Below are 25,546 nucleotides of genomic sequence, written 5' to 3'. Positions count from 1 at the left end.
GGCGTTGTGATCGAGATAGGTTTTCGTTAAAGCTGTTCCCATAGGCTTTGGCGGAAGTTGCGGTAGTTTCGGATTTCGAGCGAGCGTAACATAACAGCTTGTTTAACGTATGCCAAAATACGCGTTTATATAGGCATTAACCAAAATTGCCCGTTACCGATAGGGTCACGGGCAATTGAGCATGACAACACCAGTACCTTATAGACGACCGGTCTGCCGAGACTTACAGCATCTCTACGTTTACCAGGTTATCGTCCGAAACGCGGTCGATCAATTTGTTGTACGGGTCGATGCCCGCCTTCACAGGTTTGCCTTTAACGGTTACCTCAATCACGTGTTCGCCGGGGGTTAAGCTGCGTTTCTGGAGCAGGAGCGGCACTTTGGTGGTTAGTCCATCTTTGTTCTTGCTATCGTCGGTCAGCACGGCAATATCGGCAATGACGGGGCCTTTCCCTTTACTGATCTCCTTACCTGCTTTGTCGTAGTATTCGGTGGCCGTTCGTACGTGCAGGGTAACTTTATACTGGCCGAAGCCAATGGACCTGGCTTCGGCTTTGGTGATGCGGTTGTCGTAGAGCGTGAGCTTCTCGAAGTTATCCGTCAGCCAGGGTTTGAGCGAATCAGGAGTAGCGGCTTTGAGGAAACTGTACCATTCGAGTGAGGTGGTGAATGGGGCTTTCTGCCGGAAACGGGCCGCTTTCATGTAGTCGTTCATGGCCTTGTTGACCCGATCTTCACCAATGTAGTCTTGCAGGGCGTACATCAGAATCGAGGCTTTCTGATACCAGATATAGGCGCGGGTATCGTTATCGAGTACGTTCGCTTCAAACTTGTCTTCATTGGCCCGACCACGCAGATACTGATCCAGGCTATACTTTAGAAATTTCGGCATGGCATCAGCACCATATCGCTGCTTCATCACCATCAGCGCCGAATATTCAGCCATGGTTTCGGATATCTGGTTGGCTCCGCGTGTCCGGCTGGGCATGATCTGGTGGCCCCACCACTGGTGGGCCACTTCATGAGCCGTTACAAAAAAAGCGTAATCCGTTTTGTTTGGATCGTGGAAGTCACCCACCCAGCCAAACTCTTCCGAATAGGGAACTGTGGTTGGATAGGACTGGGCGAAACTAGCATAACGCGGAAACTCCAGTACCCGCAATACCGGATACGGATATGGCGCGTAGTTTTTTGTATAGTAGGCCAACGACGCCTTCATACTGGCCATAAACCGGTTAAGGTTTCTATTGTGGCCGGGATGATGATAGATTTCCAGGGTGACAGTCTTCCCATCGGCTCCAGTCCATTTGTCGCGCATAACACCATATCGGGCGGAACACATACTGAAAAAATAATCGGAGAAGCCGGGGAGCTTGTACTGGAAGTATTTACGCGGTTTGCCATTCGAGTCGTTCTTCGTCCAGGTTTTCAGCAGTTCGCCGGGCATGATGGCCGTCTGGTCGGGCGAGGTCGAGATGGTGCCTTCAAACGTGACCCAGTCGGCATCGTCCGTAAACAGGAAGTCACGCAGGCCAGCCGGGTCATTTTGTGCTGGTAAGGCCCATTGTTTTATGGGCAGGCCATATTTCTTCCGGTATTTATCGCTGCTCAATTCGCCATCCTGATCGTAGCCAAAGGAGGGAAATATACCCACGTTGAAGAATGTACCGTTGGCTATCACACCGCGCTGGTCGCCACTATTGGTAAAACCGACGTATTCGCCGGATACCGCCATATCGAGGTGCGCCGTATCGCCTGGATTCATCCGCTTGGGCAACTGATAGATAAAGTACCCCAACTTCGCGTCGTTTAACACCTGTTTGGGCGCTTTGCCATCGACCGTAAACCTCGTCAGTTGCCGATGGAAGTTATCCGTCGGGATGGTTAGATGCAGCGAGTCGATGGGTTTATCCCCTTTATTAACCATCAAAAAACGTCCCGTCGCCACGGCTTTAAACTCTTCTGGATAGATATCGACGTTCACCTTCGCACTGGTAATTTTTGGTTGCAGCACATTAGCAAACTTGTGATATACTTTTTCAAAAGTGGCCTGCTGTTCCCGTTGCTCGTCAATGGAGTAATACTTGTTCTTCACGCTCACGTTGGTATAAATCCAGGCTCCCATGCTCACGAAGGCGAGCAGGAGTACCGCGAATAACACCATCGAGCCGCGCCCCATGCGCTGTCGGGCCAGTTGCCATCGGGCTTTGAAACTGGTGTCGGCACCCCGGTTCCAGAACCACAGGGCCAGCACCAGCAGCAAGCCGCCAAACGCATACCAGTACAGGCGGAATGAGCCAATGCTGGCCAGGTAATGCCCAAATCCGTTCATGTCCGAAATTTGAACGCTCCCGCCCGAAAAGGGAATGGCCAGCCGGTAATTGAAATCAGCAAACAGAGGTACCGCCCAGATAACGATATACACCGCCAGCGTAACGATATGCCCCACAAACTTCTGGTTGACCATGGTATGCACAAAAAATGCCAGCATCACCAGTTGGAAGTATTGCGTGAAGGCGATACCCAGCAAGTCTCGGAGGTAGAGCGAAAATTCGTAATTAAAATACCCTTTCACCGTCTGGTTCAACACACCCGACACCAGAATAAGGCCACAGAGCAGCAGGCATATATAGGTCATCGACAGCAATTTGGCTCCGTAATTCATCCAGTCGGGCACGGGCAGTGCATCGGCGATGGTATCGTAATGAACCACCTTATCGCGGTGAACCACCTCGCCCGTGTAGAAGATGATGACAACCAGCACGAAGAAGAAGAACGTGCCGTTTCGCGCTTCAAGCATAGAGTAGGTTGTTGGCAGCGAGGGGGTGCCGTAAATTTCAGTGCCGAACCAGCCGTCCAGAAATAAAAACAGCACGGCTCCCAGCAAAATAGCAATGAAGTACGGATCGCGAACGATGTTGGCGAATTCGATACGCGCCTGCCGGAACATCTGCCGAACGTAGGTGCCTACCTGAAAAACGGGCGTAACAACGGGCAGACTCGCCAGTGAGGGAGCACCTTTCGTCGCGACATCGTCTTTCGAAGCTTTGCCTAGTTTGACGGCCAGAAAACGCGAGAAGTCAAACCGGAACAGGGTTACCAGAAAGACGAGCAGTGCCACCCCGAACCAGATGAGCCGGTTAGTCAGCAGATCGCCCTCCAACGGAGCCAGCAATGTATTTTGCTCCACCGGCGACCAGTATTTGGTAGCGGCATCGTAGGCAAAGGTACCGAAGGGGTCCATAAGATTAACGAGCTGTTTGTTATCAATATCCTGCGATAGCGTCGACCCCAGCAAGTAGGCAATAAAGAGTAAGATACTCCCTGCATAGGTCGAAAACACTTGCCGCGAGAAGGCTACGAGCGCAAAGAAGATACTACCAACCAGGAACATATTCGGCACGACGAACACCAGAAAGGGGTAAACATAATCGCGAAACCGAATGGGTCCGAAGCGTTCGGTATTGTTAGCCAGATTAAAGACTGGCCCCAGCATGGATCCGATCACGATACCCAGTAACCCAACGGCCATAACGCCCAGCAGCACCACAAAAGACCCCATGTACCGCCCCAGCACGTAGCCTTTTTCGGTGATAGGGAAGGTAAAAAAGTAGTTCTTCGTGTTGTGCTCAATGTCGCGGTAAACGGGTACGCCCATAATAGCCGACGCGATGAGCATCCCAAAAATGGTCATCACGACAACAAACTGACTGACGGCATATGGCGAATTGACATTCGTTTTCTCCGATGCGGGACCACTGCCATAGATGACGAAAAGGAACGTAAATAGGAATAAAATCAGGGCATACAAGTACGTAGCAGGTCGCTTGAGCCGGTACGCCAGTTCGAATTTGAAGATTGCGGGGAACATGGGGATTACAAGGAGTTAGGAGGTAGGAGCGAGAAGAGAGGAGTTGTCTCCCCGGTACCTAACGCTGGTTATTTATAGCCGTGTAATAGGCGTTTAACATACGTGCTATTTCTTCCAAATCAGCCTGAAGAGCGTTAGTGTCAGCGTACTCCAGATCATGAGCCAAAATAAGGTAGTACAGCGACTCATCCAGCGACCCCTGTGCCGTATTCAGGAATTTTGCCTTATCCGGAATTGTCCGCTTGCGATAACCTTCAGCAATATTACCGGGTACCGATACCGCACTACGCCTGAGTTGGGACGTCAACCCGAATACCTCTTCTTTGGGAAACTGCTTTGTCAGTTTATATATATCCAGAACAAATTGGTGCGACTTTTGCCAAACGACCAACTCGTTGAAATGCTTTGTTTTTTCCATGTGAATACAAGTTTTAAAAGGTGGATCATATACGGTTACCTGATACGCGAGTGATTAGAGTTGCACTCCCTCCTAACTCCTCACTCCTACCTCCCAACTCCTAAACGGTAACCGCTTCCATCTTCTCCGTAATCTTGGCGAAGTACACATCTTCAAGATCGGGCGTGACGGGGTCGAAGCCGGACAACGGGAGATCACTGTACGCATGGAGCCGCGTTTTCCCGCCTTTGAGCTGGGCGGAAATAATGCGGTGCTGCTGGCGGTACGTTTCTATCTCCGATTTTTCGACGGAGGTTTGCCAGATTTTCCCTTTCAGATCATTGACCAAATCATTCGGGTTCCCGGCGGCCACCACTTCGCCGAGGCAGATAATGGCCATGTCGGAGCACAGGTTCGTGACATCCTCCACGATATGCGTCGACAGGATCACGATGGTATTCTCCCCAATTTCGGACAACAGGTTATGAAAGCGGTTGCGCTCGGCGGGGTCCAGCCCGGCGGTGGGTTCATCGACGATGATGAGCCGGGGATTACCGATCAGGGCCTGGGCAATACCAAAACGTTGTTTCATCCCACCCGAAAAAGTACCGAGATTCTTCTTGCGCACCTGATACAGGTTCACTTTTTGCAGCAACCCTTCCACAATAGCTTTACGCTCGCGGCCGTTGGCAACTCCTTTTAGTGTGGCAATATGGTCGAGCATGGTTTCGGCCGTTACCCTCGGGTATACGCCAAACTCCTGCGGCAGATAGCCTAGTACACGGCGCACGGCATCTTTTTGGGTCAACACATTCAGGTCTTCACCCGTAACGCCGGTCAAGTGAACAGAACCGCTGTCGGCCTCCTGTAAGGTGGCAATGGTACGCATAAGGCTCGATTTTCCGGCCCCGTTGGGACCCAGCAAGCCAAACATCCCCTGCGAGATAGTCAGGTTGACGCCTTTCAACGCCCGTACACCGTTAGAATATGTTTTTGTAAGGTCTCTGATTTCGAGTTGCATACGGAAAGGGGGCTAACTAATTGGTTCAAAGGAATAGTTACCAAATAAGTTAAAAGCAATCAAAACCCAAAACCAAACAGTTGAAGACGGTTAGTATTAGGGCTAAAAGGAAACAAAAAAGCCTCACCCGTGAGTGAAGCTTTCTTGTTGACGGGCTGAATCCGTCCGGTCTATAGGTAGCTCAATAAAGCTATCGATTGTCTTCTCTTATCGGCTGATAACCTTAACCAAAGTCCCTCGTGCTACCCGATCATCTGCTTTGAGCCCGTTAAGTACACCGAGTTCGTCAACCCGACTGGTGGGCATGCCCAAAGCCGTTACGACATCCCGAAAGGAACCATCGCGTGGTGCCGTTTTAACGAAAACACGTTCCGGTTTCCGATTGAGCTTATCCGAATCGGTGAGTGAACGAAAATTTCCGGCAACCTGCTTGAACGTCCCGAACGAACTGTTGAAATCGGCTCCGCTGGACAGGCCATGCAGCGCGTAAACGGCATTGTTGTACTGAATCAGCCAGGTACCGATCTGGAGGGCCGTTTTGGGGTCCTGCTGTTGCTGCGGCTGGCCCTGTTGCTGTTGTTGCTGCTGCCGGGAAATAAGCACGTAGGCCGGGTTGCCGTTGATAGTCGTTTTACTGTTCTCCAACACATTCAAACTTAATTCTTTCACCAGATTCTGGGCCGCTTCATCCAGCGAATTGCCTTTCGCCAACATCAGGATCATAGCCGATTTTCCGTCTTTAGCGGCCATCTGAAACTGGCTGGGTGAATTCTGAGACTGCCAGCCGCTGGGTACCGGAAACTGAAACCGTAGCTCGGGATGGTAAAACTGTCCATTCTCGACAAAGCCCTGTTTAGGGTCTTCGCCATACATGATTCCGTCGATCAGCCGCAGGTATCGGTCACGATCAACCTGGTAATTAGCCGGGTTTTTAGCCTGATACTCTTTGGCCAGTTCATGTACCCGCGTGTAGCGATTACCGGGATCAGGGTGGGTCGACATAAACTGCGGCACGGCCTGTCCCGAACTCTCCGAAATGCGTTTGAGTGTGTTAAAGAAATCCGCCATCTGGTTGGCGTCGTAGCCAATTTTGCTGGAATATTCGACGCCGAGTTTATCGGACTCCGACTCATGATCGCGACTGTACTTGAGGGATAACAGGCCTAATCCCTGCTGAAGGGCTTCCATGTTCTGACCAACGACCTGAGGAGCCAGAACGGCCCCGCCAATCAGTGCAATGGTGCTCAGCAACTGGCTTTTCTGCGAGCGGGCGGCATGGCGGGCGGTGATATGGCCTATCTCGTGGCCAAGAACCCCGGCAAACTCCGCTTCGTTGTTGAAGTGAGCCAGAATACCGCGTGTGAAATAGACATATCCGCCCGGCACAGCAAAGGCATTGACAATGGGCGAATCGACGATGTAAAACTGGTAAGGCAGATCAGGCCGATGTGAAATCTTAGCCATAGCCTTACCCTTCTCATTCATAAATGCCTGAAGGTTCTTGTTCTCATACAACCCCATCGTCGAGACGACCGAAGGGTGTGATTCTTTCCCAAGAGCAATTTCCTGCTCGGTCGACATCAGGCTTATTTCGCGCTTCCCCGTAACCGGATTCCGGGCGCAACCGGAAGCGATAACCAAGGCAATCAGTAAGTAAAAACGGTAAGAAAAAGATGTTGTACTCATTCGTAGTGAAATTTAGGTGAAGATGGCTTACGCATTCACATGGTAATCCCACGCGAATTAATAGTATACTTCCCATAAACTAAGAACGGCACGTACTTTGTTTTAATGTAGCTTTAATGTTTAGGCTGACGCGAGTCGATCTACTGGCGCGGGCATTGACCCGTGCCTCTTATTAAGTCAGCATTCGCTGACGTCTGTGCATACTGACTTCATGTAAAGGCACGGGTAAACGCCCGCGCCAACTCAACTACCCTACACTTTCGGGCGCTTATACAACGGCACCGTGCTACATGGCTCGCCGAAGAGCAGGCTCTGGGCAACGGGGCGAAGTATCCGCGTGATCTCTACGTAGGCCGCGGTAGGCACGGGTACTTTGGAGCATCCTTTTATGACCACACGCACATCCCGGTAATCTTCAGGATTGATTTTTGCAATGGCGTCGTAATACAGCTTTTCCTCCAGATCAGCCAGATTACCGAACACGATCGTATTGGCGAACGGCTGTAACTGCAAGGTCAGCAACATATACGCCCAGGTAGGTACAATGGCATCTTCCGTACAGGTGATGGCCACGTTTTTGCCCGTATACTGGCTCCAGTCGTGCTCTTTCAAGAAAGCCCGAAAGTCTTTCTCTTTCAGAATTAACCCCATAAACAGGTTGTCTTTCAAATCGTAGACGACCCGCTCGCCAGGGTGATAATACTCCTCTAAATCAAGCGTGACAAGGCCGCTGTTAGCGACGCGATTAACAATTTCAGCTTCCATAGTTTTACCGATAATACCCCGTAAACAGTCGTTCGTAGCCAGCCGTTCCACGCTACCTACCGTTTGAAAATAACCACCTTAAGACTCGGTAATTTTTGCTACTTTTGTTCTCATATAGACAACACATCCTTTAGACATTTCGTACATGAAATTTATAGTTTCCTCGTCTGTCCTGCTAAAAAATCTGCAGCATATCAACGGCGTCGTGGCAACGAATCCGATTGTCCCTATCCTCGAAAACTTCCTCTTTCGTATCGACGTTGGGGATGGCTTAACGGGGGGCACACTCACCGTAACGGCGTCGGATCTGCAAACAACCATGACCACGCAGATTCCGGTTGAAGCCAGCGAGAGCGGCTCCATTGCCATTCCGGCCAAATTATTGCTGGATACGCTCCGCAGCCTGCCCGAGCAGCCCGTTACCGTGAATATCGACACCGATACCTTCGGTACCGAAATCCTCACCGACAACGGCCGCTATAAGCTCTCCGGCGAAAACCCGATCGACTTCCCGAAACTGCCGACGGTGAACAAAAACATGTCGGTCGATATGACGTCGGATGTGTTGCTCAGCGCCATCAATAACACGGTTTTCGCCACCAGCACCGACGACCTGCGTCCGGCTATGACGGGCGTACTCCTGCAACTGAACGACGATAACGCCACCTTTGTAGCCACAGACGGCCACCGGCTCATTCGCTACCGCCGAACCGACCTGAACGCATCGGCCAGCACGTCGATCATTATTCCCCGCAAAGCTCTGCAACTGCTGAAGGCATCGCTGCCCGAAAACGTACCCGTTACGGCCGAGTTCAGTCAGGCGAATGCGTCGTTCACGTTCGGTCCGACACAGTTGATCTGCCGCCTGATCGACGAGCGTTTCCCCGACTACGAAAACGCCATTCCGACCAACAACCCGAACGTGATGACCATTGGCCGTACGGATCTGCTCAACTCGCTGAAGCGGATCATGATTTACGCCAACCGCACCACGCACCAGATTCGGCTGTCGCTCAAAGCCAACTCGCTGACCATCTCGGCCGAAGATCTCGACTATTCCAACGAAGCCAACGAGAAGCTCCTCTGCGACTACGAAGGCGACGCCATGGAAATCGGTTTCAACGCCAAGCTAATGGCCGAAGTGCTGAGCAACCTGAGCGCCAAAATGATCTCGCTCGAAATGTCGGCACCGAACCGCGCCGGTCTGCTCATCCCAGCCGACAAAGAAGAAAACGAAGACATTCTGATGCTGGTAATGCCAGTAATGCTGAACACATACGCTTAGTTTTTTTAAGGAGTGAGGAGTTAGGAGCGAGGAGTGAGGAGGACTGACGCGTCTGTTTGCATGCGTCAGCAACTCCTCACTCCTCGCTCCTAACTCCTCACTCCTAACACTTCTATGTCCTCCAAACGCACGGCTCCCGCCTTAGTTTTCATTTTCATTACGCTCCTCATTGATGTTACAGGGCTGGGCATTATCATTCCGGTTTTTCCGAAACTGATTGAACAACTCATTCACGGCAACATTAGTCAGGCGGCAAGCTGGGGCGGCTGGCTGTCCTTTTCGTATGCCGCCATGCAGTTTCTCTTTTCGCCGATACTGGGCGGGCTGAGTGATCGCTTCGGGCGTAGACCGGTGTTGTTGTTCTCGTTATTTGGATTTGGGCTCGATTACATTCTCCAGGGTTTTGCACCTACCATCGAATGGCTCTTCATCGGGCGGTTGCTGGCAGGGGTTACCGGAGCCAGCTTCACGACGGCAACGGCTTACATTGCCGACATCAGCACACCGGAAAAGCGGGCACAGAATTTCGGTCTCATTGGAGCCGCCTTTGGCGTTGGCTTCATTCTTGGCCCGGCAGCGGGTGGTTTCTTAGGCCAATATGGCCCCAGGGTTCCGTTCTTCGTAGCCGCTGGCCTCACCATGGTCAACTTTCTGTACGGCCTGTTTATCCTGCCCGAATCGCTCGCCCCCGAAAACCGGCGGCCTTTCGACTGGCGACGCGCCAACCCCATTGGCTCACTCATGCGGCTGGGTAAGTATCCCGTTATCCTCGGTCTGGTAGCCTCGCTGGTGCTGGTGTACATTGCCGGATTTGCCGTGCAGGGTACCTGGACGTTCTATTCCATGGAAAAATTCAAGTGGGATGAAAAAACCGTTGGCCTCTCGCTGGCGGCCATCGGTCTCTCTTTTGCCATCGTACAGGGTGGACTAAGTCGAATTATCATCCCTAAACTTGGACCGCAGCGTTCGGTGTACATTGGCCTTACGTTCAGCGCCATTGGTTTTTTGCTGTTTGCCATTGCTACGCAAAGCTGGATGATGTTTGCCTTTATGATGGTGTATGCCATGGGCGGCATTGCCGGGCCTTCCATTCAGGGTATTATCTCCAATCAGGTGCCCGCCAACGAACAGGGCGAATTGCAGGGAGCACTGACCAGCCTGACCAGCACGACCTCTATCTTCGGGCCGCTCATCATGACGAACCTATTCTCCTTCTTTACCTCGCCAGCCGCGCCTGTCTACCTGCCGGGTGCTCCCTTTTACCTGGCGTCGGTACTGGTTGTTATCAGCGCGATCCTGTCCCGGCGTGGGTTAAACCGCAGTCTGGCTGCCAGCAACTAACTGTAAAAGCGAATAGCAGGCGTGCCACGGTTGCTATTTTTAACTTTTAACATCACGGCTTCTTAAACTCCATTCCGTCAAAGGTCAGCGATTCGACCCGGCCCGATGCACTTACGTTAAACCTCGCTTTGGCTTTTCCATACCAGGCTTTCTGATAGGGACCAGAAAACACATCGTATTGCCAATGTGAAAGGCTGGCATTCAGAGCATTATCATTGATATTCACCATTAACCGATTACCCGAAACGCTGACATCGGCGTTTCCATAAAGGGGACTGCTGTATATTCCGGCATACTGGTCTAGCGGTAAAGTTGGGGTTGTATTCAATACCCGTCTGGCATCGGCATTCGCCCGCGCCTGCTTATCTTCCTGTTTAATTTTTGAATACAGCTTTTTGAATTCAGCGCTCCAGTCGCGGGTGCCGCCCAGTGCGAACCAGTCGAACGCTTTGTACATCAGCGCGTGCCGAAGTTCAGCATGGTCGTAATTTCCGAAGACGAAAACGCCCAGTTTCTCGTCCGGTAGCTGCCCCGTTATGGCCGTCAGTCCCGAGAGGCTACCGGTATGAAAATTCACTTTCCGTCCCTTGTAGTCATGCTGGTACCAGCCTAGCCCATAGGTTCGCCAGTTGGGTTTCAGCAGTTGCATGGTTGGGTATTCATCTTCCGGAAAAAAGGTTTGGGGCGTAAAAATTTCAGCCCAGGTTTGGGGCTTCAACAAACGGCCACCCTTGTACTTGCTACTGTCGAGCATGCAGATGACCCACTTGCTGATGTCGTCGGCCGAAGACCAGACCGCCCCCGCCGAGCCGACTTCACTATCGGCACCGTAATCGATTACGGTAATGGTGTCATTGATGTTGAAATGAGGTTTAGTGAGGTTGCTATCCGTGATGTATCCGCGTTTGGGTGCCGTTCGGGTCATGCCCAGTGGCAGGAAGATACGCTCCCGGATGGCTTCGGCCCAGGTTTTCCCCTCGATCCGCTCAATGATTCGACCAGCGGCCGAGTAGAAGGTGTTCTGATACACAAATCCGGCCCGGAAGGGGTAGCTTGGCTTCACCAGTTCCATCCGCCGGAACATCTCATTGACCGGAATGGTCATGGCACCGGTCATGAAATCTGTACTGCCAACGCCGGTATCGTGAATGAGCAAATCCCGGATACGCAGCGATTTTGTTACGTAGGGGTCGTAGAGTTTGAGTTCGGGCAGGTATCTGGAAACAGGGTCATCCCAGGCAAGTTTACCTTCATCGACCAGTATCCCCATGAGCGCAACGGTCATGGCTTTAGTGGTCGATGCGCAGGCGAATAACGTTTGGGTATCCACGCGTTCGGGCTTACCAAGCTCCCGCACGCCATACCCTTTCTTGAAAATGACCTTGTTGTCTTTAACGACCGTAATGGACAATCCCGGCACTTGCCAGGCCTTACGGGCGGCTTCTACGTAGGCATCGAATGCCTGAATCTGCTGGGGAGAGAGCTGCTTTTGCGCCAAAGCAGTAAACGCGGTACTGGCAAAAAACAGTAGAAGTAGGTTTCTCATAAAAAGCCCGGAATAGCGTGCGTAGTCGAAGAGGGCTTACATGAACTAACCAACCCCGACTACGCAATATATTCACAAAGCAAATACGACATTGAACTTAAGAATCATCGCATCCTCGGTTTTTAAGCCCATAAGGGATGGCCGCTCAATGTTATGATCGCTCATGTTTACGGGAAATTCACCCGTCAACGTCATTTTTCCGCCCGCGTCTTTCCGGCTTGCCTGCAAGGTAGCGGGTTTGGCTACGCCATGGAAAGTCAGTGTACCTTTGGCAATCAGCGCCCCGTTCTCACCGGGCTTTATATCGGAACTGACAAAGGTCACATTCGGAAACTTTAGCCCGTCAAGTACCTCCATGGCGTGCGAATCCCGATTGTTGTTGTCACTATCGAACGAAGCCACTTTCAGCGAGACGGCCACGGTTTCGGGCTGCTTGGTCTCGTCGTTGTAAATAACGGCGCAATTGACGTCGTGGCTTACTCCATCCCATTTGTGCAGCGGGTGTTTGGCCGAGTAAGTCACAGTCGACAACGCTTTATCTGCCACCAGCTTTCGTTTGGCCATGGGACTGACAAAGGCACACAGAAGCCCGATAGCCAGCCAGCAGCTATACTTGATTGTATTATTCATGATCTTAGAAAGTTAGGGCAAGAACCGAAGCCGCATACGCACCAAAGGTGGTATAGGCAGCCGCCCGGTGATAGGGTTTAAGCGATGAATTATCCTGAATCATGCCCGCCAGAATATTGGTAGCTACCATACCCGTCAGGTGAACAATAGCCAGGTATTTATGCAGTTTGATGGAGGTAAACCCTTTCCGGGCACCTATTACCGGCGGTGGGGCCGTTAGTGAGAGCAATAGCGTTGTACCGTAAGTGACATTGATAAACGTAGCCGACCGCTCATGCCATTTTTTTGTGTCGACATAGTCCTGCCCTTTGGCATTGTAGAGTTTGGCTCCCAATAGGCCCTGCGCAATGAAACCCGCCAGCGTGACAAAACCGCCAATCTGGTGCGCCACGAGCATCGTCCGCCTTATTTTCAATTCATGGGCGCGGCCTTCGGGCGAGAGGGGCGCCACATTCATCGAACGCAGCAATCCCCTGGGTCCCCAGAATACCCGCTGGGTGAATATCATTTTATGGGGGAGCAGCTCAGGCTGCGACTGTGTTGAGTCGCTTAAACCGGCCAGCAAATCAGTCGCCGAAGCATCTGTTGCGGGCGTTATCGTTGTATCCCGCCGAATGGCTGTCGAGTCCTGAGCACGCAGGGTACTTGCCCCGAGGCACATCAGCAAGGCAAAACAAACATATCTCATCCGATACGATTTATCAGTTAGTAATTGGTCTGAAAACCGGACAACCCGGTTTTCAGAAGTTGGTTACGTTTGTGATCAGACCGGTTAAGCGGTAACGGTGAGTGAGTTTCCGTCTGTACTCAGGGCGGTTTTGTACTGCGTTAGCGGCCGGGAAGCGGGGCCTACCTCTACAGCGCCCGTAGTGCTGAACTCGGAGCCGTGGTTTGTGCAGTAAAAATCATTTTGGGTCGACCGGTACTGTACGTCGGTCCCTTCGTGGGTGCAGGTTTTGGACAGCGCAACATACTGCCCGGCGGCTGTTCTGGCCACGATCAGGCTTCCCACCAGCACATATTGCCCGGCGGTTTTGAGCTTACTGAAATTTGTGTCGCCCAGGCTCAAGGTGAAGTTGATAGCCCCCTTAGATACCTCAGCATTACCGGTTATGCCCGTGCTGGGTACAGGAGTTGACGGCGCAGGGTCATCGCTGCCCTTCGACGAGCAGGAACTCAATGTGGTTCCCATGCAGTAAAACGCCATCAGGGCGGCACTACTCATGCCCAGGCTGCGCAGAAATTCACCACGATTCATTTGGTCGGCTGTTGGATTGCTTTTCATTGGGTTGTCCTTTGGTTTATTTCGTGTAGTAACAATAATTACCAGCCGTGTCAGGCTTTGATCGGGCGTGCGCTTTTAAAGTTTGTAACGGATTGAGAAAAACGTACCGGTGCTCAGCAAATCGATTTTGAAAAAGCCAACACCCTTTAGGGGCATTTTCATAAAAGGCTCTATCTGCCACGAAAGGCGTTTTGTTAATGCCCGCTCATAGCCAACAGACAAGTTTAACTGACTGAAGCCATAGCCGCCGGTTTTGGTACTCCATTCCGAAACCGCATTATGCACATAGCCGGTATAGTTATATACATAGTCTTCCTGTTTAATGTAATAGCTTGTTACACCACCACTTATAAACCAGCGAGTTGGCGATAGTCCGGTTTCTCTCGGCCGTAAGAGCACGTCATAACGAAGGTTAATCGGGATGTCGAACATGTTGCATCGACCGTCGACACTGCCTAGTTTCGCCTTCACCATGTCTACATACGAACCGGGTGGAGCTGTATATTCCGACCCTTTCGCCTGGTAGATTTTTGTACTTTGAATAAGTCCGGCCTGTACACTCCAGCGGGAAGCCAGCCGGTACTCCAGCAGTAACCCCACGTTTGTACCGGGCCGACTGAAGTTTTTCAACCCTACCGAACTCAAATCGGGCGCTACGGCAAATCGAACACTAAATTCGTGCGTTACGGGTGGTTTAGGTACTACACTCGGCTCGGCCAAAGGTGGTGGAGAAGCAACGACCAGATCACGACCCGTAAAAGGCAGCGCTTTAGGCCAGTTTGCAGGCCGGATTGCCAATTCGTTAATAACTGACAATCCGGCTGCTTCTGCTTGAACTCCATTAGGTTGGTTAATAGACTCACTAGTGCTTGCAACACCAACAGATACCAATGTTCGATTGCGTTCGGATGACCGTTTCGTTTCCAATGATGCTCCCAAAGTGATCTTCGGGTAGTTTGAGTTGGCAACGATAGTGCTTGCGTTGTTGTCAATACGACCCGACTTAGGCCGCTTACCGATGAAAACCGACTCAATTACTGGTTTTCCGGTGCGCTGTTTCCTCCGTTTTGTATCAACTGCCGTGGCCGGGATACGCTCAGCAGGCATAGTTCGGTTGCGGGTAGTTTCTTCACGGTTCGCTCCGACTCGTCTGCTGTTTACTTCGTACGCAGGGTTTTCCTCTTTCGTTGCATTTGCTTCTCCGGAAGCGGTCGGCGTTTTCAACGTTTCCGGCGCAGCCGGTTGATCATCCTTCTCAACCGACGGCCCCGAAACACCCGGCGATTGACGTTGTTCGGAGCCGACTTCCGAAACTTTACTCTTTACAGATCGCTGCTGCGTGGGCGGCATTGTTCCAGCCAATGGCGCACTGGTATTCATGGGCGGCAGCACAACGGCCACAACCGATGAAGAATCCCGGCCATTGGTAACGCTATCGTAGGTATAGTAACTACCAAACATCAACAATAAAAGCAGCGAAACGGCCGCCCCCCATCGGAGAATATTCTTCCAAAGTGGCGTTTTACCGGGCACAGTCCCATCGTACTCATCCAGCCGGCTTTTCATATCCTGCCAGGCCGCCGGGTCAAATGGTGGATCAAACTCTTCAGCCGACTTTCTGAAGAGCCCGTCCAATTGGTCATCGGTTAGCTCTGACATACTCATCGTTGTTTAAGCGCTTTACTAACGTGCGCAGGTTTTCCCGTGCCCGGGCCAGGTTCGACTTCGACGCTCCTACAGAAATACCGAGTTGACCGGCAATTTCCTCGTGCGTGAATCCATCCATAACATACAAATTAAATACTAGGCGATAGGCAGGTGACAGCCGCTGAACAAGACCCATCAGCTCTTCGTGGGCCAGCTGCCCAAAGGCATCGGCCGATTCGGTCGCTACGGTCTGTTCAACCTGTTCTACAGCTTCATGGTTATGATGCCGCACCTCCTGTCGGTAGTGATCAATGGCCGCGTTAATCAAAATTCGCCGAAGCCATCCTTTAAACGGCTGCGTAGAATCGTACTGGTCCAATCGCGTGAATACCTTCAAAAATCCATCATTCAATACTTCCAGCGCTCCCTCACGAGTGGGGGCGTAGCGCAGACAAACACTCATAGCATAGCCGTAGAACTGCTTGTAGAGCAATTCCTGACTTTTCCGCTGGTTGCGCAAGCAGCCAGCCAGAAGGTCATTCAAGGCAAGTATGTTAGGTGCGTTGGACAAAGTAACCTATTAAAAAGTTTAGTTTTTGGCTAATGGCAACTGGTAAATCGGTGAGGAGGATGGCACTACTTTAACTCACTTAATCCGGAGCAACGGGCGACGTATTGTTCACCACTGGCCAGACACCCGGTCTCGGCACACTTACGCCCAGAGTTTTACCTCTGATGCCCTGATCCGGTCCAAAATAATAGAGTGGCCAGCCTTTATACGTTAGCTGTGATTTGCCTACTGCGGTGATGATTTTAAAGTCGTTTTTATCCAGTACTGAGGGAACTTCGCCAATCGTGGACGTCACAAATATGGGCCAGGTGGCATCGTTACTCAAATCTGCCTTGGTGTATTTATTTACGTTTTTCTTATCAAAAGCGAATGCATATAAAGTTCGTCCAACACTGTCGACTAAAAATAGCGAGTTGCCGACGCCCTCTTTGGTATCAAATGTATAATTTTTCCCATCATTACCTACCAACTGCCGGGAAGCCAGCATGACGGTGTAATTTGTCTTTGCCGCCATCCATACGTTACCTACTTTATCACCGCTGACGTCACCAGCTTTGGCGTCGTTTTTAAAGTAGTAGAGCGGCCAGCCTTTGAACGTCGTTTGTTTACTACCATCCACTCGCGTAATCGTAGCAAAATCACTCACTTTCAAACCTGTGCCCAGCGTAAGATCTGTCCCTTCTTTGTAAAAAATGGGCCAGTTATCCTTACAAGTGCCGGTACAGGTGCCATCTCCGGCTGCATCACCGGCGTAGAAATAGAGCGTTTTTCCTCCTTCGCCCGTCATGACGGTGCCAACGGACGATGTTGCCAGGGAAATAGCTGGTGATACAACCGCCGGATTTTCTTCTTTACAGGAAAAAAGGACCACGATCAATAGGAGCGCTGCAACCAGGGAGGGGTTGACGTAAACGATTCGTTTCATGTTATCAACTGTGTTAAAAGGTGGAAAAAGAACAGTTGAACCGGTTCGTTCGTCAATACGGTCGGTTTGCCAAACAGGTTGCGTCGATTGCGAAAAAAATCAACTTTCCTTGTCGGCGCGTCGATCGGCCCGGATTTCGGGGATGGTGTCGGGATCAATCAGTCCCAGCGACGCAGCATGTTCGGCAGCAGCAACGGTATCGGCAACCAGCAGCATGGGCACCTTGCTCGCTTCGGTGGTTCGGATCAGTTCGCGTACAGACGCGTCGCGCTGGTCGGGGGTTACGTCGCGAATGTACACCGCCAGAATGCGGCCGGGATTTTCGCGCACCACTTGTGCATAGATCTCGGGGTCCTGCTGTCCACTATCGCCAATGAGTACAAAGGGCAACTGAGGATTTACGTCCAGCACTTTCCGAATCATGGACAGTTTGTGCGTATGATGACCCTGAGATGAAAACAACTTAGCCCCGAGATCCAGCTCCCTCAGCAGAATAGGCCCTTTGGGAATACCCTGGATGCGGAAAAAGTCGACCAGCAGATCGTACAGATTCCAGGGGCTGCTCGATACGAAATAAATTGGATTGAACAGGGTCGTAACCGGCCCGCTCTGCAACGCCCGATAAAAAGCGGCTATTCCCTCAAACGGCAACCGGGTGTAGGCATTTCCGAGAAACGTAAGTCTGGCGGTTTGCAACAGATTGGTCGCATCCGTTACAAGTACGGTATCGTCAATATCCGAAATAACGCCAAACTGGCTGTAAGGGGGCGAAATCATCAAATGACCTTCTTTCATAACGGGTTGGGCCATATTGGGCCGAGCCACGTCAGGCATGCGTTCTTCACTCAGATCAGTTGCCGGTTGTTCAACACCGTCCAGCGAATAGCGGACCGGAAACCACGCCCGGCCTGGTGGCAGATCATTAGGTGGGTTGATTGTCACCGCAAAGAAACCGTCTTCATTGGTTACAGCCGTATGAGTTTGCCCGAAAGCCTCAATACGCACAGGTATGCCAGCCACTTCCCGGCTACCAAATCGTTGGTATGTGGCCAGAAGATTTTGCAGAAATGTGTCCCGGTCGCTGGGTGTACTGAGATCCCGCTGACGTAAAACGCGGCCCGTCAGCCAGACTGCCGTTGGACTGCCGAACCCTCGGTAATAAATAATGCGGTAAGGTTTACTGGCATCAAGCCGTCCAAAAAGCCGACTCTTGAGCCGGTCAAACTGAGATTCAGCATCAGCTGATGCGTTTTCTAGAAAATCATCCCAAAAAGCCATATTCTGTAGTTGATCAAGGGGTTTTGCGGTGCCGGGAATCGTTTTTGCGAAGATGCCTGTCCGATTTTCGGCCATCCGGGGGTTTAGTGATAACTTGCAGCCAATTTACTTGTCAGTCTGCAGCCAGCAAGCAGTTATCTTTCCTGTAACTACACGATTTGCCCTGCGTAGACTACTCATCATTAAAAACCATGAGCAAACAAATTGTTTATACCGACGATGCCCCGGCTCCCATCGGTCCATACAGTCAGGCCGTTAAAATTAACGGAACCCTCTTCGTATCGGGTCAGGTGGCCATTGAGTTGGCCCCTAACGGCAATATTCAGGCCGAGACCCAAAAGGTAATGGAAAATATCGGTGCGATACTGAAAGCCGCCGGGATGGATTACCCCGACGTGGTCAAGAGCAGTATTTTCGTGAAGGACATGAACAACTTCGCGGCCATCAACGAGGTATACGGCCGGTTCTTCACCGAAAACCCACCCGCCCGCGAAACCGTAGAAGTAGCCCGGCTACCTAAAGATGTTAACGTTGAAATTTCAGTAATAGCTGTCCAATAGTGAACGAGCGAATGGCGACAGAGCCAAAGAATGGCTGACGCGTCAGCGATCTGGTGCGCTATTCGCTCGTTCACTCGTTCACTCTTTACATACTCTCATGTCAAGACCCGTTCGCGTTCGTTTCGCGCCCAGCCCTACCGGCCCGCTGCACATTGGCGGAGTGCGTACTGCGCTTTATAATTACCTGTTTGCCCGAAAAATGGGCGGCAAAATGCTCCTGCGTATCGAAGATACCGACCAGAACCGCTTCGTACCGGGTGCCGAAGAGTACATTCTGGAATCCCTGAAATGGGTAGGCATTGAAATTGACGAGGGCCAGGGTACCGGTGGCCCCCACGCACCTTACCGCCAGTCGGAACGCAGGGCGATTTACCAGAAAGAAGCCCAGCGGCTAGTCGATGAGGGCAAAGCCTATTATGCCTTCGATACGGCCGAAGAACTGGACGCCATGCGCAAACGGCTCGAAGAAGCCAATGCACCGGCAGCGCAGTACAACGCCATCACGCGGATGCAGATGCGCAACTCCCTCACCATGAAGCCCGAGGACGTGAAGGCACGCATGGACGCGGGCGACCCGTTTGTAATCCGGCTGAAAACACCCCGCAAAGAGGAGGTTCGGCTCAACGACATGATTCGGGGCTGGGTAAATGTACATTCGTCGGCCATCGATGATAAAGTGCTGCTGAAATCTGACGGCTTGCCAACTTACCACCTCGCCAATATTGTGGACGACCATCTGATGGAAATCACGCACGTGATCCGGGGTGAAGAGTGGTTGCCCTCGGCCCCCTTGCACGTGTTATTGTACCGTTATCTGGGCTGGGAAGATACCATGCCGCAGTTTGCTCACCTGCCCTTGCTTCTGAAGCCCGAAGGCAATGGCAAACTCAGCAAACGCGATGCCGACCTTGGCGGCTTTCCGATCTTCCCGCTCCAGTGGACCGACCCCTTTACGGGCGTAACGGCGCGTGGATTTCGGGAAGATGGCTACCTGCCCGAAGCTACCATCAACTTCCTGGCGTTGCTGGGCTGGAACCCCGGCACAGAACAGGAACTGTTTACGATGGATGAGTTGATTGCCAGCTTCGATATTGCGCAGGTGCACAAAGCGGGCGCGCGTTTCGATATTCAGAAAGCGCAGTGGTTCAACCACCAGTACATTCGTCTGCAACCCGATGCCGACCTGGCCCCTGCCGTTCAGCAACAGGCCGAAGCCGCGGGGTTTAGCTGTTCTTTGGAGAAGGCGGAGAAGATTACGGCCCTGCTCAAAGGACGCGTCAACTTCGCGCACGAAATCTTTACCGAAGCCGGTACAATCTTCAACGCGCCAACGACTTACGACGAAGCCATCGTAACCGCCAAATGGAATGACGATGCCCGGAAAGCAGTAGCCGTTTTCCGGGATGCACTGCAAACCTTTTCCGGCGATTTTCTGGCCGATAACATCAAGCATACCCTTGGCGATGCCATGCAGCAGGCGGGTATCAAGCAGGGCAAAATCATGCAGGCTATGCGCCTTGCCCTCACGGGTTCCGGCGCGGGTCCGGACCTGATGCTAACCATGGAAATCATTGGTAAAGATGAAACCGTAGCCCGGCTGGAGAAAGCACTGTCGACGCTGGGGTAAGGTTGAGCTGGCGCGGGCATTCGCCCGTGCCTTTTTATGAAGTCAGTATTCACTGACGCAAGCGAATGCTTGCATAATTAAAGGCACGAGTAAATACTCGCGCCAGCCTGCCACCTGCACCAGAATCCATTTAATTTTTTAAACTTATACGCCAAACCGGGGTTTCGGTCTTTGAGACCTTATAGGTTTGTCCTAAACCACGAAGCTCATGGCAAAGAAAAAAACTAATCCTGACGAGAATGATAAGCCCCGCGTTCATAAAGAACTTGAAGGTTTCGACATTCAGATAAACTCATTCGGCGAGATCACGACGAGTTTTGACATTGACCGGATCAATCAGTTTCTGAACAAAACGGTTGATGACAAAAAACTTCGTCACCGTACCGACCTGAATCTAAAAGGCGAGCCGGATGAAGATGAGAAAGATGAGGAGTCCGATGATGATCACCTCTTCGATGAGACGGACAACGATTTACCCGACGACATCAATCAACGCTAAAAGCCCGACCTGCCAAAAAGCCCGGTCGGGCTTTTTTTGGGCCGTTCGTCAGATAATTTATCAGTAAACTGCGTACCATTCATTAGTTTTCGCCCATCATTACTTGTTTAGTTTAACCAAAGCTGACTATGTACGCTCACGAAATCGACTACAAGATTATTGGCGAAGACATCCAGATCGTTGAAATAGAACTGGACCCCAACGAAACCGTCATTGCCGAAGCAGGCTCAATGCTTTATATGGAAGACGGCATCACCTTTGAAACTAAAATGGGCGACGGTTCACAGCCCGACCAGGGCTTCCTGGGCAAGCTCCTTCAGGCCGGTTCGCGGATGGTTATGGGCGAGTCGCTCTTCATGACGCACTTTACCAACCGGGGTGTTGGCAAACGGAAGGTCGCTTTCTCGGCGCCTTATCCCGGCACGATCATGCCTATTAACATGGCCAATGTGTATGGAAATACACTTATTGTTCAGAAGGATGCCTTTTTATGCGCAGCGCTGGGTACGAGACTAAGCATTCACTTTAACCAGCGTTTAGGAGCAGGCTTCTTCGGGGGCGAAGGCTTTATTCTGGAGAAAGTGCAGAGCGACGGTATGGCCTTCATTCATGCGGGCGGTGTGGTCGTTGAACGTACGCTGAACAACGAAACCCTGCGTGTCGATACGGGTTGTGTCGTTGGTTTCGAGCCAAGTATCGCTTTCGATGTTCAGCGAGCGGGTGGCCTTCGCAGTATGGTTTTTGGTGGTGAAGGTTTGTTTTTAGCTACACTGCGCGGCTCCGGGAAGGTCTGGATTCAGTCGATGCCAATTTCTAAACTTGTACAGCGCCTGTCGCCGGGGGGCGGACAAGCCCACAAAGAAAGCGGCTCCGTACTGGGGCAGTTAGGGAATCTGTTTGAAGGCTAATCCGAACCGCACGGGCGGCCCCGCGGGGTTTTCAGGGTTTAAATGATTTTCTTGATTATCGCTACGAAGAATAGCAATTACGTATCAGGATATTTAGCTGACTGTTCGGTGATCCAAAGGATTTTCCTACTTATCACCAAAAGATTAAATTTGTCTGCCTAGCAGGACATTTTTAATCAAACTAGTGTTAAACAACAAAATCAGTCTGGATTTTCAGGAGGTTTCTCCTGCAATCAGGTAAATCATAAAAATCTGCTAAATCCAGGTTCAGACGACTATGGAAGTTATTTGCACAAACGACAATTTTCCGGCCCCTGTGCTGGCTTTCTATGCTGAGTTTGGCATACAAACGCCAAAGCGTGACCAGATGTACACGATCCGGCAGGTAAAACGCCATACGACCGGCGACACGGGCGTGTTATTGAACGAAATCAAAAACCCCGATGTACCGGTAAAACACCCGGTTATGGGCGAAGTCTGGTTTGAGCCTACCTTCAACATCAACCGGTTTGCTACCCTGATGGGCCAGCCGGTTATGAAGGAAGAACTGGAAGATGTAAATGCTTAATTGATCGTCGTATAGACTTTACGCACAGCCCGGCACGAAACCGCCGGGCTTTTGCGTTTTGATGTAGCCTGGACGGCCACGTCCGGGATGAAAGTCATGAATCTAGCTACCCGGACGTGGCCGTCCAGGCTACATACATCTGTGATAAAATACGCACTCATTCTATTTTCGGGGCTGTTTTTAGCCGCTTGCGGCAGCGACTCGTCGGAGAATTACGTACCGAAACCAAAGGGGTTTCCCCGTTTCGACCTACCCACGCCAAGCTACAAGTTGCTCGCCCCTACCCATCCCTATCAGTTCGAATACAACTCAATTGCTAAAATTCTGCCCGATACCTTTGCCCGGTCGGAGCCGCACTGGATTTTCATCAGCTATCCCATGTTTAAGGCCAGCGTTCAGCTGACGTACAAGCCGGTAAACAACGACGTAAACCGGCTGCGGGCTATGCTCGAAGATTCCTATAAACTGGCAGCCCGGCATAATATTAAAGCGTACGCCATCGAGCAGCGCAAAATCCGGCTAAAGTCCGGTCTGGAAGCCAGCGTTATTGATCTGGCAGGTGAGGTACCCAGCCAGGTACAGTTTGTTACGACCGATTCAACGACGCATTTCCTACGGGGGGCTTTGTACTTTAACACGGCAACTGAAAACGATTCCCTGCAACCCGTTATTCAGTACATTCGCAAGGATATCATGCACATGCTAAATACACTGAAATGGCGTAAATAAACCGTCAGGCAGGAGTCGCCTTGACAACCATTCGTTACCCCAACCCGTTATTCAGAAAACGTTATCCTGATGAAATCAATCGCCACCTTATTCCTCTGTCTCTCGCTTTCCGTTGCCATCGCTCAAACGAAGAAGCCAGCCACCAAAACGGCGGCTAAACCAGCTGTTGCGGCTACCAAATCGTCAGGGCAGCTTATTTACGAACAAAACTGCCTGACCTGCCATCAGGCCAATGGCTCCGGCGTACCCAACTTAAATCCACCTTTACGCGGAACAGAGTGGGTATTGGGCGATAAAACCCGGCTGATCAATGTGTTGCTGAAAGGCTTGCAGGGACAGGAGATTGAAGGTGATATGTATGATAACGCCATGCCCGCCCACGACTTCCTCAACGACACCCAGATTGCCGATGTGCTCACCTATATCCGCAGCAATTTTGGCAACAAAGCCGACGCCGTAACGGCTGACGAGGTGAAGGCATTGCGGACTGCGAAGTAAATAATTGAACCACAGCGGCACGGAGCCCACAGAGTTTCTTTAGTTGAATCCTCTGTGGGCTCCGTGGTTAATCCTTCTATCACAGAAAGACAGTTTTAACTTTCATAAGTAAGTTGGCAATAAGTGCTTTTTGTCATCCCGACGCAGGAGGGATCTTCGGTAGGAGAATTGTTTTTTCTACCGAAGATCCCTCCTGCGTCGGGATGACAAAAATGCCCAATTTACCTTTGAGAATAAAAGTTTAAAACAGGCTCTACGTTTGAATCACCCCTACTGAAAATCGTTTTGTAATAGGCGCGTGATTAGCCGCCGAAATACCTTCTGACAGAATTTTTCGCGTGTCGAGTGGGTCAATGACAGCGTCGACCCACAAGCGGGCAGCTGCGTAATAGGGCGAAAGCTGGGCGTTGTACTGATCCGTTATCTTATCGAGTTGAGCCTGTTCTTCTTCGGCGGTCATGGGCTGGCCTTTGGCTTTCTGAGCCGCCACCTGAATCTGGAGTAACGTTTTAGCAGCCGAGGCCCCACTCATCACCGCCATTTGTGCCGTTGGCCAGGCCAGCATCAGCCGGGGGTCGTAGGCTTTACCGCACATGGCATAATTACCCGCTCCATAACTATTGCCGACCACGACCGTAAACTTGGGCACGACCGAATTGGCCATCGCGCTGACCATTTTGGCACCGTCTTTAATGATCCCGCCCTGCTCGGCCCGACTCCCGACCATAAAGCCTGACACATCCTGTAAAAACACCAGCGGAATCCGTTTCTGGTTGCAGTTCATGATAAACCGGGCGGCTTTGTCGGCGGCATCGCCGTAAATAACCCCTCCCATCTGCATTTCCGTTGGTTGCCCGGTTTTTCCTTTGGCTTTCACTACTTTCCGCTGATTGGCCACGATACCCACCGCCCAGCCGTCAATTCGGGCGTACCCGCAAATGAGCGATTGCCCGTAACCGGGTTTATACGCATCGAAGGCCGAGTTATCCACAAGTCTATCCACAATCTCCTGCATATCGTAGGGTTTTACCCGGTCGGCGGGGAGAATCTGGTAGATGTCGGCGGGATTTTTAGCGGGCAGTACCGGTTCAATCCGGTCGAAGCCGGCGGTTGGCTGATGACCCGTTTTATCGAGGATACGCTTAATGGCATCCAGACAGCTTTTATCGTCCGGGTACCGGTTGTCGATCACGCCCGAAATATCGGTGTGCGTAACGGCCCCGCCCAGCGTTTCGGCGTCGACATCTTCGCCAATCGACGCTTTGACCAGATACGGCCCCGCCAGAAATATGGAGCCGGTTCCTTCCACGATCAGCGCTTCGTCGGACATAATGGGCAGATACGCCCCTCCGGCAACGCAGCTGCCCATAACCGCTGCCACCTGGAGAACACCCATCGCCGAGAGATGGGCGTTGTTCCGAAACGTGCGGCCAAAGTGTTCTTTATCGGCAAATACTTCGTCCTGCAACGGCAGGTAAACACCCGCGCTGTCGACCAGATAGATAATGGGTAATTGATTCTCCATGGCAATTTCCTGTGCCCGGAGGTTTTTCTTGGCCGTAATCGGGAACCAGGCACCGGCTTTCACAGTAGCATCGTTCGCCACAATGACGCACTGCCGTCCCGATACGTAGCCAATCCCCACAACCACCCCACCCGACGGGCAACCACCATGTTCGGCATACATACCCTCGCCCGTGAAGAGGCCGATTTCGACGAACGGCTTATCGGCATCGGTCAGGTAGTGGATGCGTTCGCGGGCCGTCAGCTTACCTTTTTTATGCTGGTCGTCAATTTTTTTTTGTCCGCCACCAAGTTGAGTTTTCGTGGTGCGTTGGGCGAGTTCGTCGAGAAGCGTCTGCATAAATGAAGGCGAAGTGTACTTACTATGGGCAAGTGGAAAACCCTA

Annotated in this window: 23 protein-coding genes; 9 read left to right on the top strand and 14 right to left on the bottom strand. The window is 51.6% G+C overall.

Features of this window, described 5'->3' with window-relative positions; genetic code table 11:
• Positions 1 to 223 precede the first annotated feature (223 nt).
• The 5 genes from ACYVJM_RS20925 to ACYVJM_RS20905 form a co-directional block, all read right to left on the bottom strand.
• Positions 224 to 3,871, bottom strand: coding sequence for an ABC transporter permease/M1 family aminopeptidase (locus ACYVJM_RS20925; protein WP_461150179.1), 3,648 nt, complete (start codon positions 3,869 to 3,871; stop codon positions 224 to 226).
• A gap of 58 nt (positions 3,872 to 3,929) precedes the next feature.
• Complete coding sequence (locus ACYVJM_RS20920) at positions 3,930 to 4,289, bottom strand: four helix bundle protein (RefSeq protein WP_461150178.1); 360 nt, start codon at positions 4,287 to 4,289, stop codon at positions 3,930 to 3,932.
• A 100-nt stretch (positions 4,290 to 4,389) separates the two neighbouring features.
• A complete protein-coding gene (locus ACYVJM_RS20915) occupies positions 4,390 to 5,289 on the bottom strand; it encodes an ABC transporter ATP-binding protein (protein WP_461150177.1) in 900 nt (299 codons plus the stop codon).
• Between the two features lie 207 nt (positions 5,290 to 5,496).
• Positions 5,497 to 6,975, bottom strand: coding sequence for a M48 family metalloprotease (locus ACYVJM_RS20910; RefSeq protein ID WP_461150176.1), 1,479 nt, complete (start codon positions 6,973 to 6,975; stop codon positions 5,497 to 5,499).
• Positions 6,976 to 7,227: 252 nt separating this feature from the next.
• Positions 7,228 to 7,740, bottom strand: coding sequence for a DUF2480 family protein (locus ACYVJM_RS20905; RefSeq protein ID WP_461150175.1), 513 nt, complete (start codon positions 7,738 to 7,740; stop codon positions 7,228 to 7,230).
• 145 nt (positions 7,741 to 7,885) lie between these two features.
• On the opposite strand from ACYVJM_RS20905, the gene dnaN reads away from it, so the two are divergent.
• On the top strand, positions 7,886 to 9,025 hold the full coding sequence (gene dnaN, locus ACYVJM_RS20900; protein WP_461150174.1) for a DNA polymerase III subunit beta: 1,140 nt from the start codon (positions 7,886 to 7,888) through the stop codon (positions 9,023 to 9,025).
• A 114-nt stretch (positions 9,026 to 9,139) separates the two neighbouring features.
• Complete coding sequence (locus tag ACYVJM_RS20895; protein ID WP_461150173.1) at positions 9,140 to 10,366, top strand: TCR/Tet family MFS transporter; 1,227 nt, start codon at positions 9,140 to 9,142, stop codon at positions 10,364 to 10,366.
• Between the two features lie 52 nt (positions 10,367 to 10,418).
• Here ACYVJM_RS20895 and ACYVJM_RS20890 read toward each other — a convergent pair whose 3' ends face one another.
• The 8 genes from ACYVJM_RS20890 to ACYVJM_RS20855 form a co-directional block, all read right to left on the bottom strand.
• Positions 10,419 to 11,912: a serine hydrolase gene (locus ACYVJM_RS20890; protein ID WP_461150172.1), complete on the bottom strand. Its 1,494-nt coding sequence runs from the start codon at positions 11,910 to 11,912 to the stop codon at positions 10,419 to 10,421.
• A gap of 72 nt (positions 11,913 to 11,984) precedes the next feature.
• Positions 11,985 to 12,542 carry a YceI family protein gene (locus ACYVJM_RS20885; RefSeq protein WP_461150171.1) on the bottom strand — a complete coding sequence of 186 codons (558 nt, stop codon included), beginning with the start codon at positions 12,540 to 12,542 and terminating at the stop codon, positions 11,985 to 11,987.
• A gap of 4 nt (positions 12,543 to 12,546) precedes the next feature.
• Positions 12,547 to 13,230 carry a hypothetical protein gene (locus ACYVJM_RS20880; protein ID WP_461150170.1) on the bottom strand — a complete coding sequence of 228 codons (684 nt, stop codon included), beginning with the start codon at positions 13,228 to 13,230 and terminating at the stop codon, positions 12,547 to 12,549.
• A gap of 84 nt (positions 13,231 to 13,314) precedes the next feature.
• A complete protein-coding gene (locus tag ACYVJM_RS20875) occupies positions 13,315 to 13,827 on the bottom strand; it encodes a QcrA and Rieske domain-containing protein (protein ID WP_461150169.1) in 513 nt (170 codons plus the stop codon).
• Positions 13,828 to 13,902: 75 nt separating this feature from the next.
• Positions 13,903 to 15,486, bottom strand: a complete 1,584-nt coding sequence (locus ACYVJM_RS20870; protein ID WP_461150168.1) for a porin family protein — start codon at positions 15,484 to 15,486, stop codon at positions 13,903 to 13,905.
• Positions 15,467 to 16,045, bottom strand: coding sequence for an RNA polymerase sigma factor (locus ACYVJM_RS20865; RefSeq protein WP_461150167.1), 579 nt, complete (start codon positions 16,043 to 16,045; stop codon positions 15,467 to 15,469). Before ACYVJM_RS20865 ends, ACYVJM_RS20870 begins: the two co-directional genes overlap by 20 nt.
• Positions 16,046 to 16,124: 79 nt before the next feature.
• Entirely contained in the window at positions 16,125 to 16,970 is an 846-nt protein-coding gene (locus tag ACYVJM_RS20860; protein ID WP_461150166.1) for a hypothetical protein, read from the bottom strand.
• A 99-nt stretch (positions 16,971 to 17,069) separates the two neighbouring features.
• Complete coding sequence (locus ACYVJM_RS20855) at positions 17,070 to 18,248, bottom strand: App1 family protein (RefSeq protein ID WP_461150258.1); 1,179 nt, start codon at positions 18,246 to 18,248, stop codon at positions 17,070 to 17,072.
• A 191-nt stretch (positions 18,249 to 18,439) separates the two neighbouring features.
• Here ACYVJM_RS20855 and ACYVJM_RS20850 point away from each other — a divergent pair, with 191 nt between their 5' ends.
• From ACYVJM_RS20850 to ACYVJM_RS20820, 7 genes are all read left to right on the top strand, one after another.
• A complete protein-coding gene (locus ACYVJM_RS20850) occupies positions 18,440 to 18,808 on the top strand; it encodes a Rid family detoxifying hydrolase (protein WP_461150165.1) in 369 nt (122 codons plus the stop codon).
• Positions 18,809 to 18,905: 97 nt separating this feature from the next.
• Positions 18,906 to 20,435 (top strand): glutamate--tRNA ligase, encoded by a 1,530-nt coding sequence (gene gltX, locus ACYVJM_RS20845; RefSeq protein ID WP_461150164.1) that lies wholly within the window; start codon positions 18,906 to 18,908, stop codon positions 20,433 to 20,435.
• A 208-nt stretch (positions 20,436 to 20,643) separates the two neighbouring features.
• Complete coding sequence (locus ACYVJM_RS20840) at positions 20,644 to 20,934, top strand: hypothetical protein (protein WP_461150163.1); 291 nt, start codon at positions 20,644 to 20,646, stop codon at positions 20,932 to 20,934.
• 128 nt (positions 20,935 to 21,062) lie between these two features.
• Positions 21,063 to 21,842 carry a TIGR00266 family protein gene (locus ACYVJM_RS20835; RefSeq protein ID WP_461150162.1) on the top strand — a complete coding sequence of 260 codons (780 nt, stop codon included), beginning with the start codon at positions 21,063 to 21,065 and terminating at the stop codon, positions 21,840 to 21,842.
• Positions 21,843 to 22,119: 277 nt separating this feature from the next.
• Positions 22,120 to 22,410: a hypothetical protein gene (locus tag ACYVJM_RS20830; RefSeq protein WP_297370652.1), complete on the top strand. Its 291-nt coding sequence runs from the start codon at positions 22,120 to 22,122 to the stop codon at positions 22,408 to 22,410.
• A 141-nt stretch (positions 22,411 to 22,551) separates the two neighbouring features.
• Entirely contained in the window at positions 22,552 to 23,139 is a 588-nt protein-coding gene (gldD, locus tag ACYVJM_RS20825; RefSeq protein ID WP_461150161.1) for a gliding motility lipoprotein GldD, read from the top strand.
• A 69-nt stretch (positions 23,140 to 23,208) separates the two neighbouring features.
• Positions 23,209 to 23,637 (top strand): c-type cytochrome, encoded by a 429-nt coding sequence (locus ACYVJM_RS20820; RefSeq protein ID WP_461150160.1) that lies wholly within the window; start codon positions 23,209 to 23,211, stop codon positions 23,635 to 23,637.
• Between the two features lie 253 nt (positions 23,638 to 23,890).
• On the opposite strand, the gene ACYVJM_RS20815 is transcribed toward ACYVJM_RS20820, so the two are convergent.
• On the bottom strand, positions 23,891 to 25,501 hold the full coding sequence (locus ACYVJM_RS20815; RefSeq protein ID WP_461150159.1) for an acyl-CoA carboxylase subunit beta: 1,611 nt from the start codon (positions 25,499 to 25,501) through the stop codon (positions 23,891 to 23,893).
• Positions 25,502 to 25,546 lie beyond the last annotated feature (45 nt).

Source organism: Spirosoma pulveris, assembly GCF_054781875.1.
The sequence above is the reverse complement of the archived record's forward strand: the minus strand, read 5'-3'. Positions and strand labels throughout refer to the sequence as shown.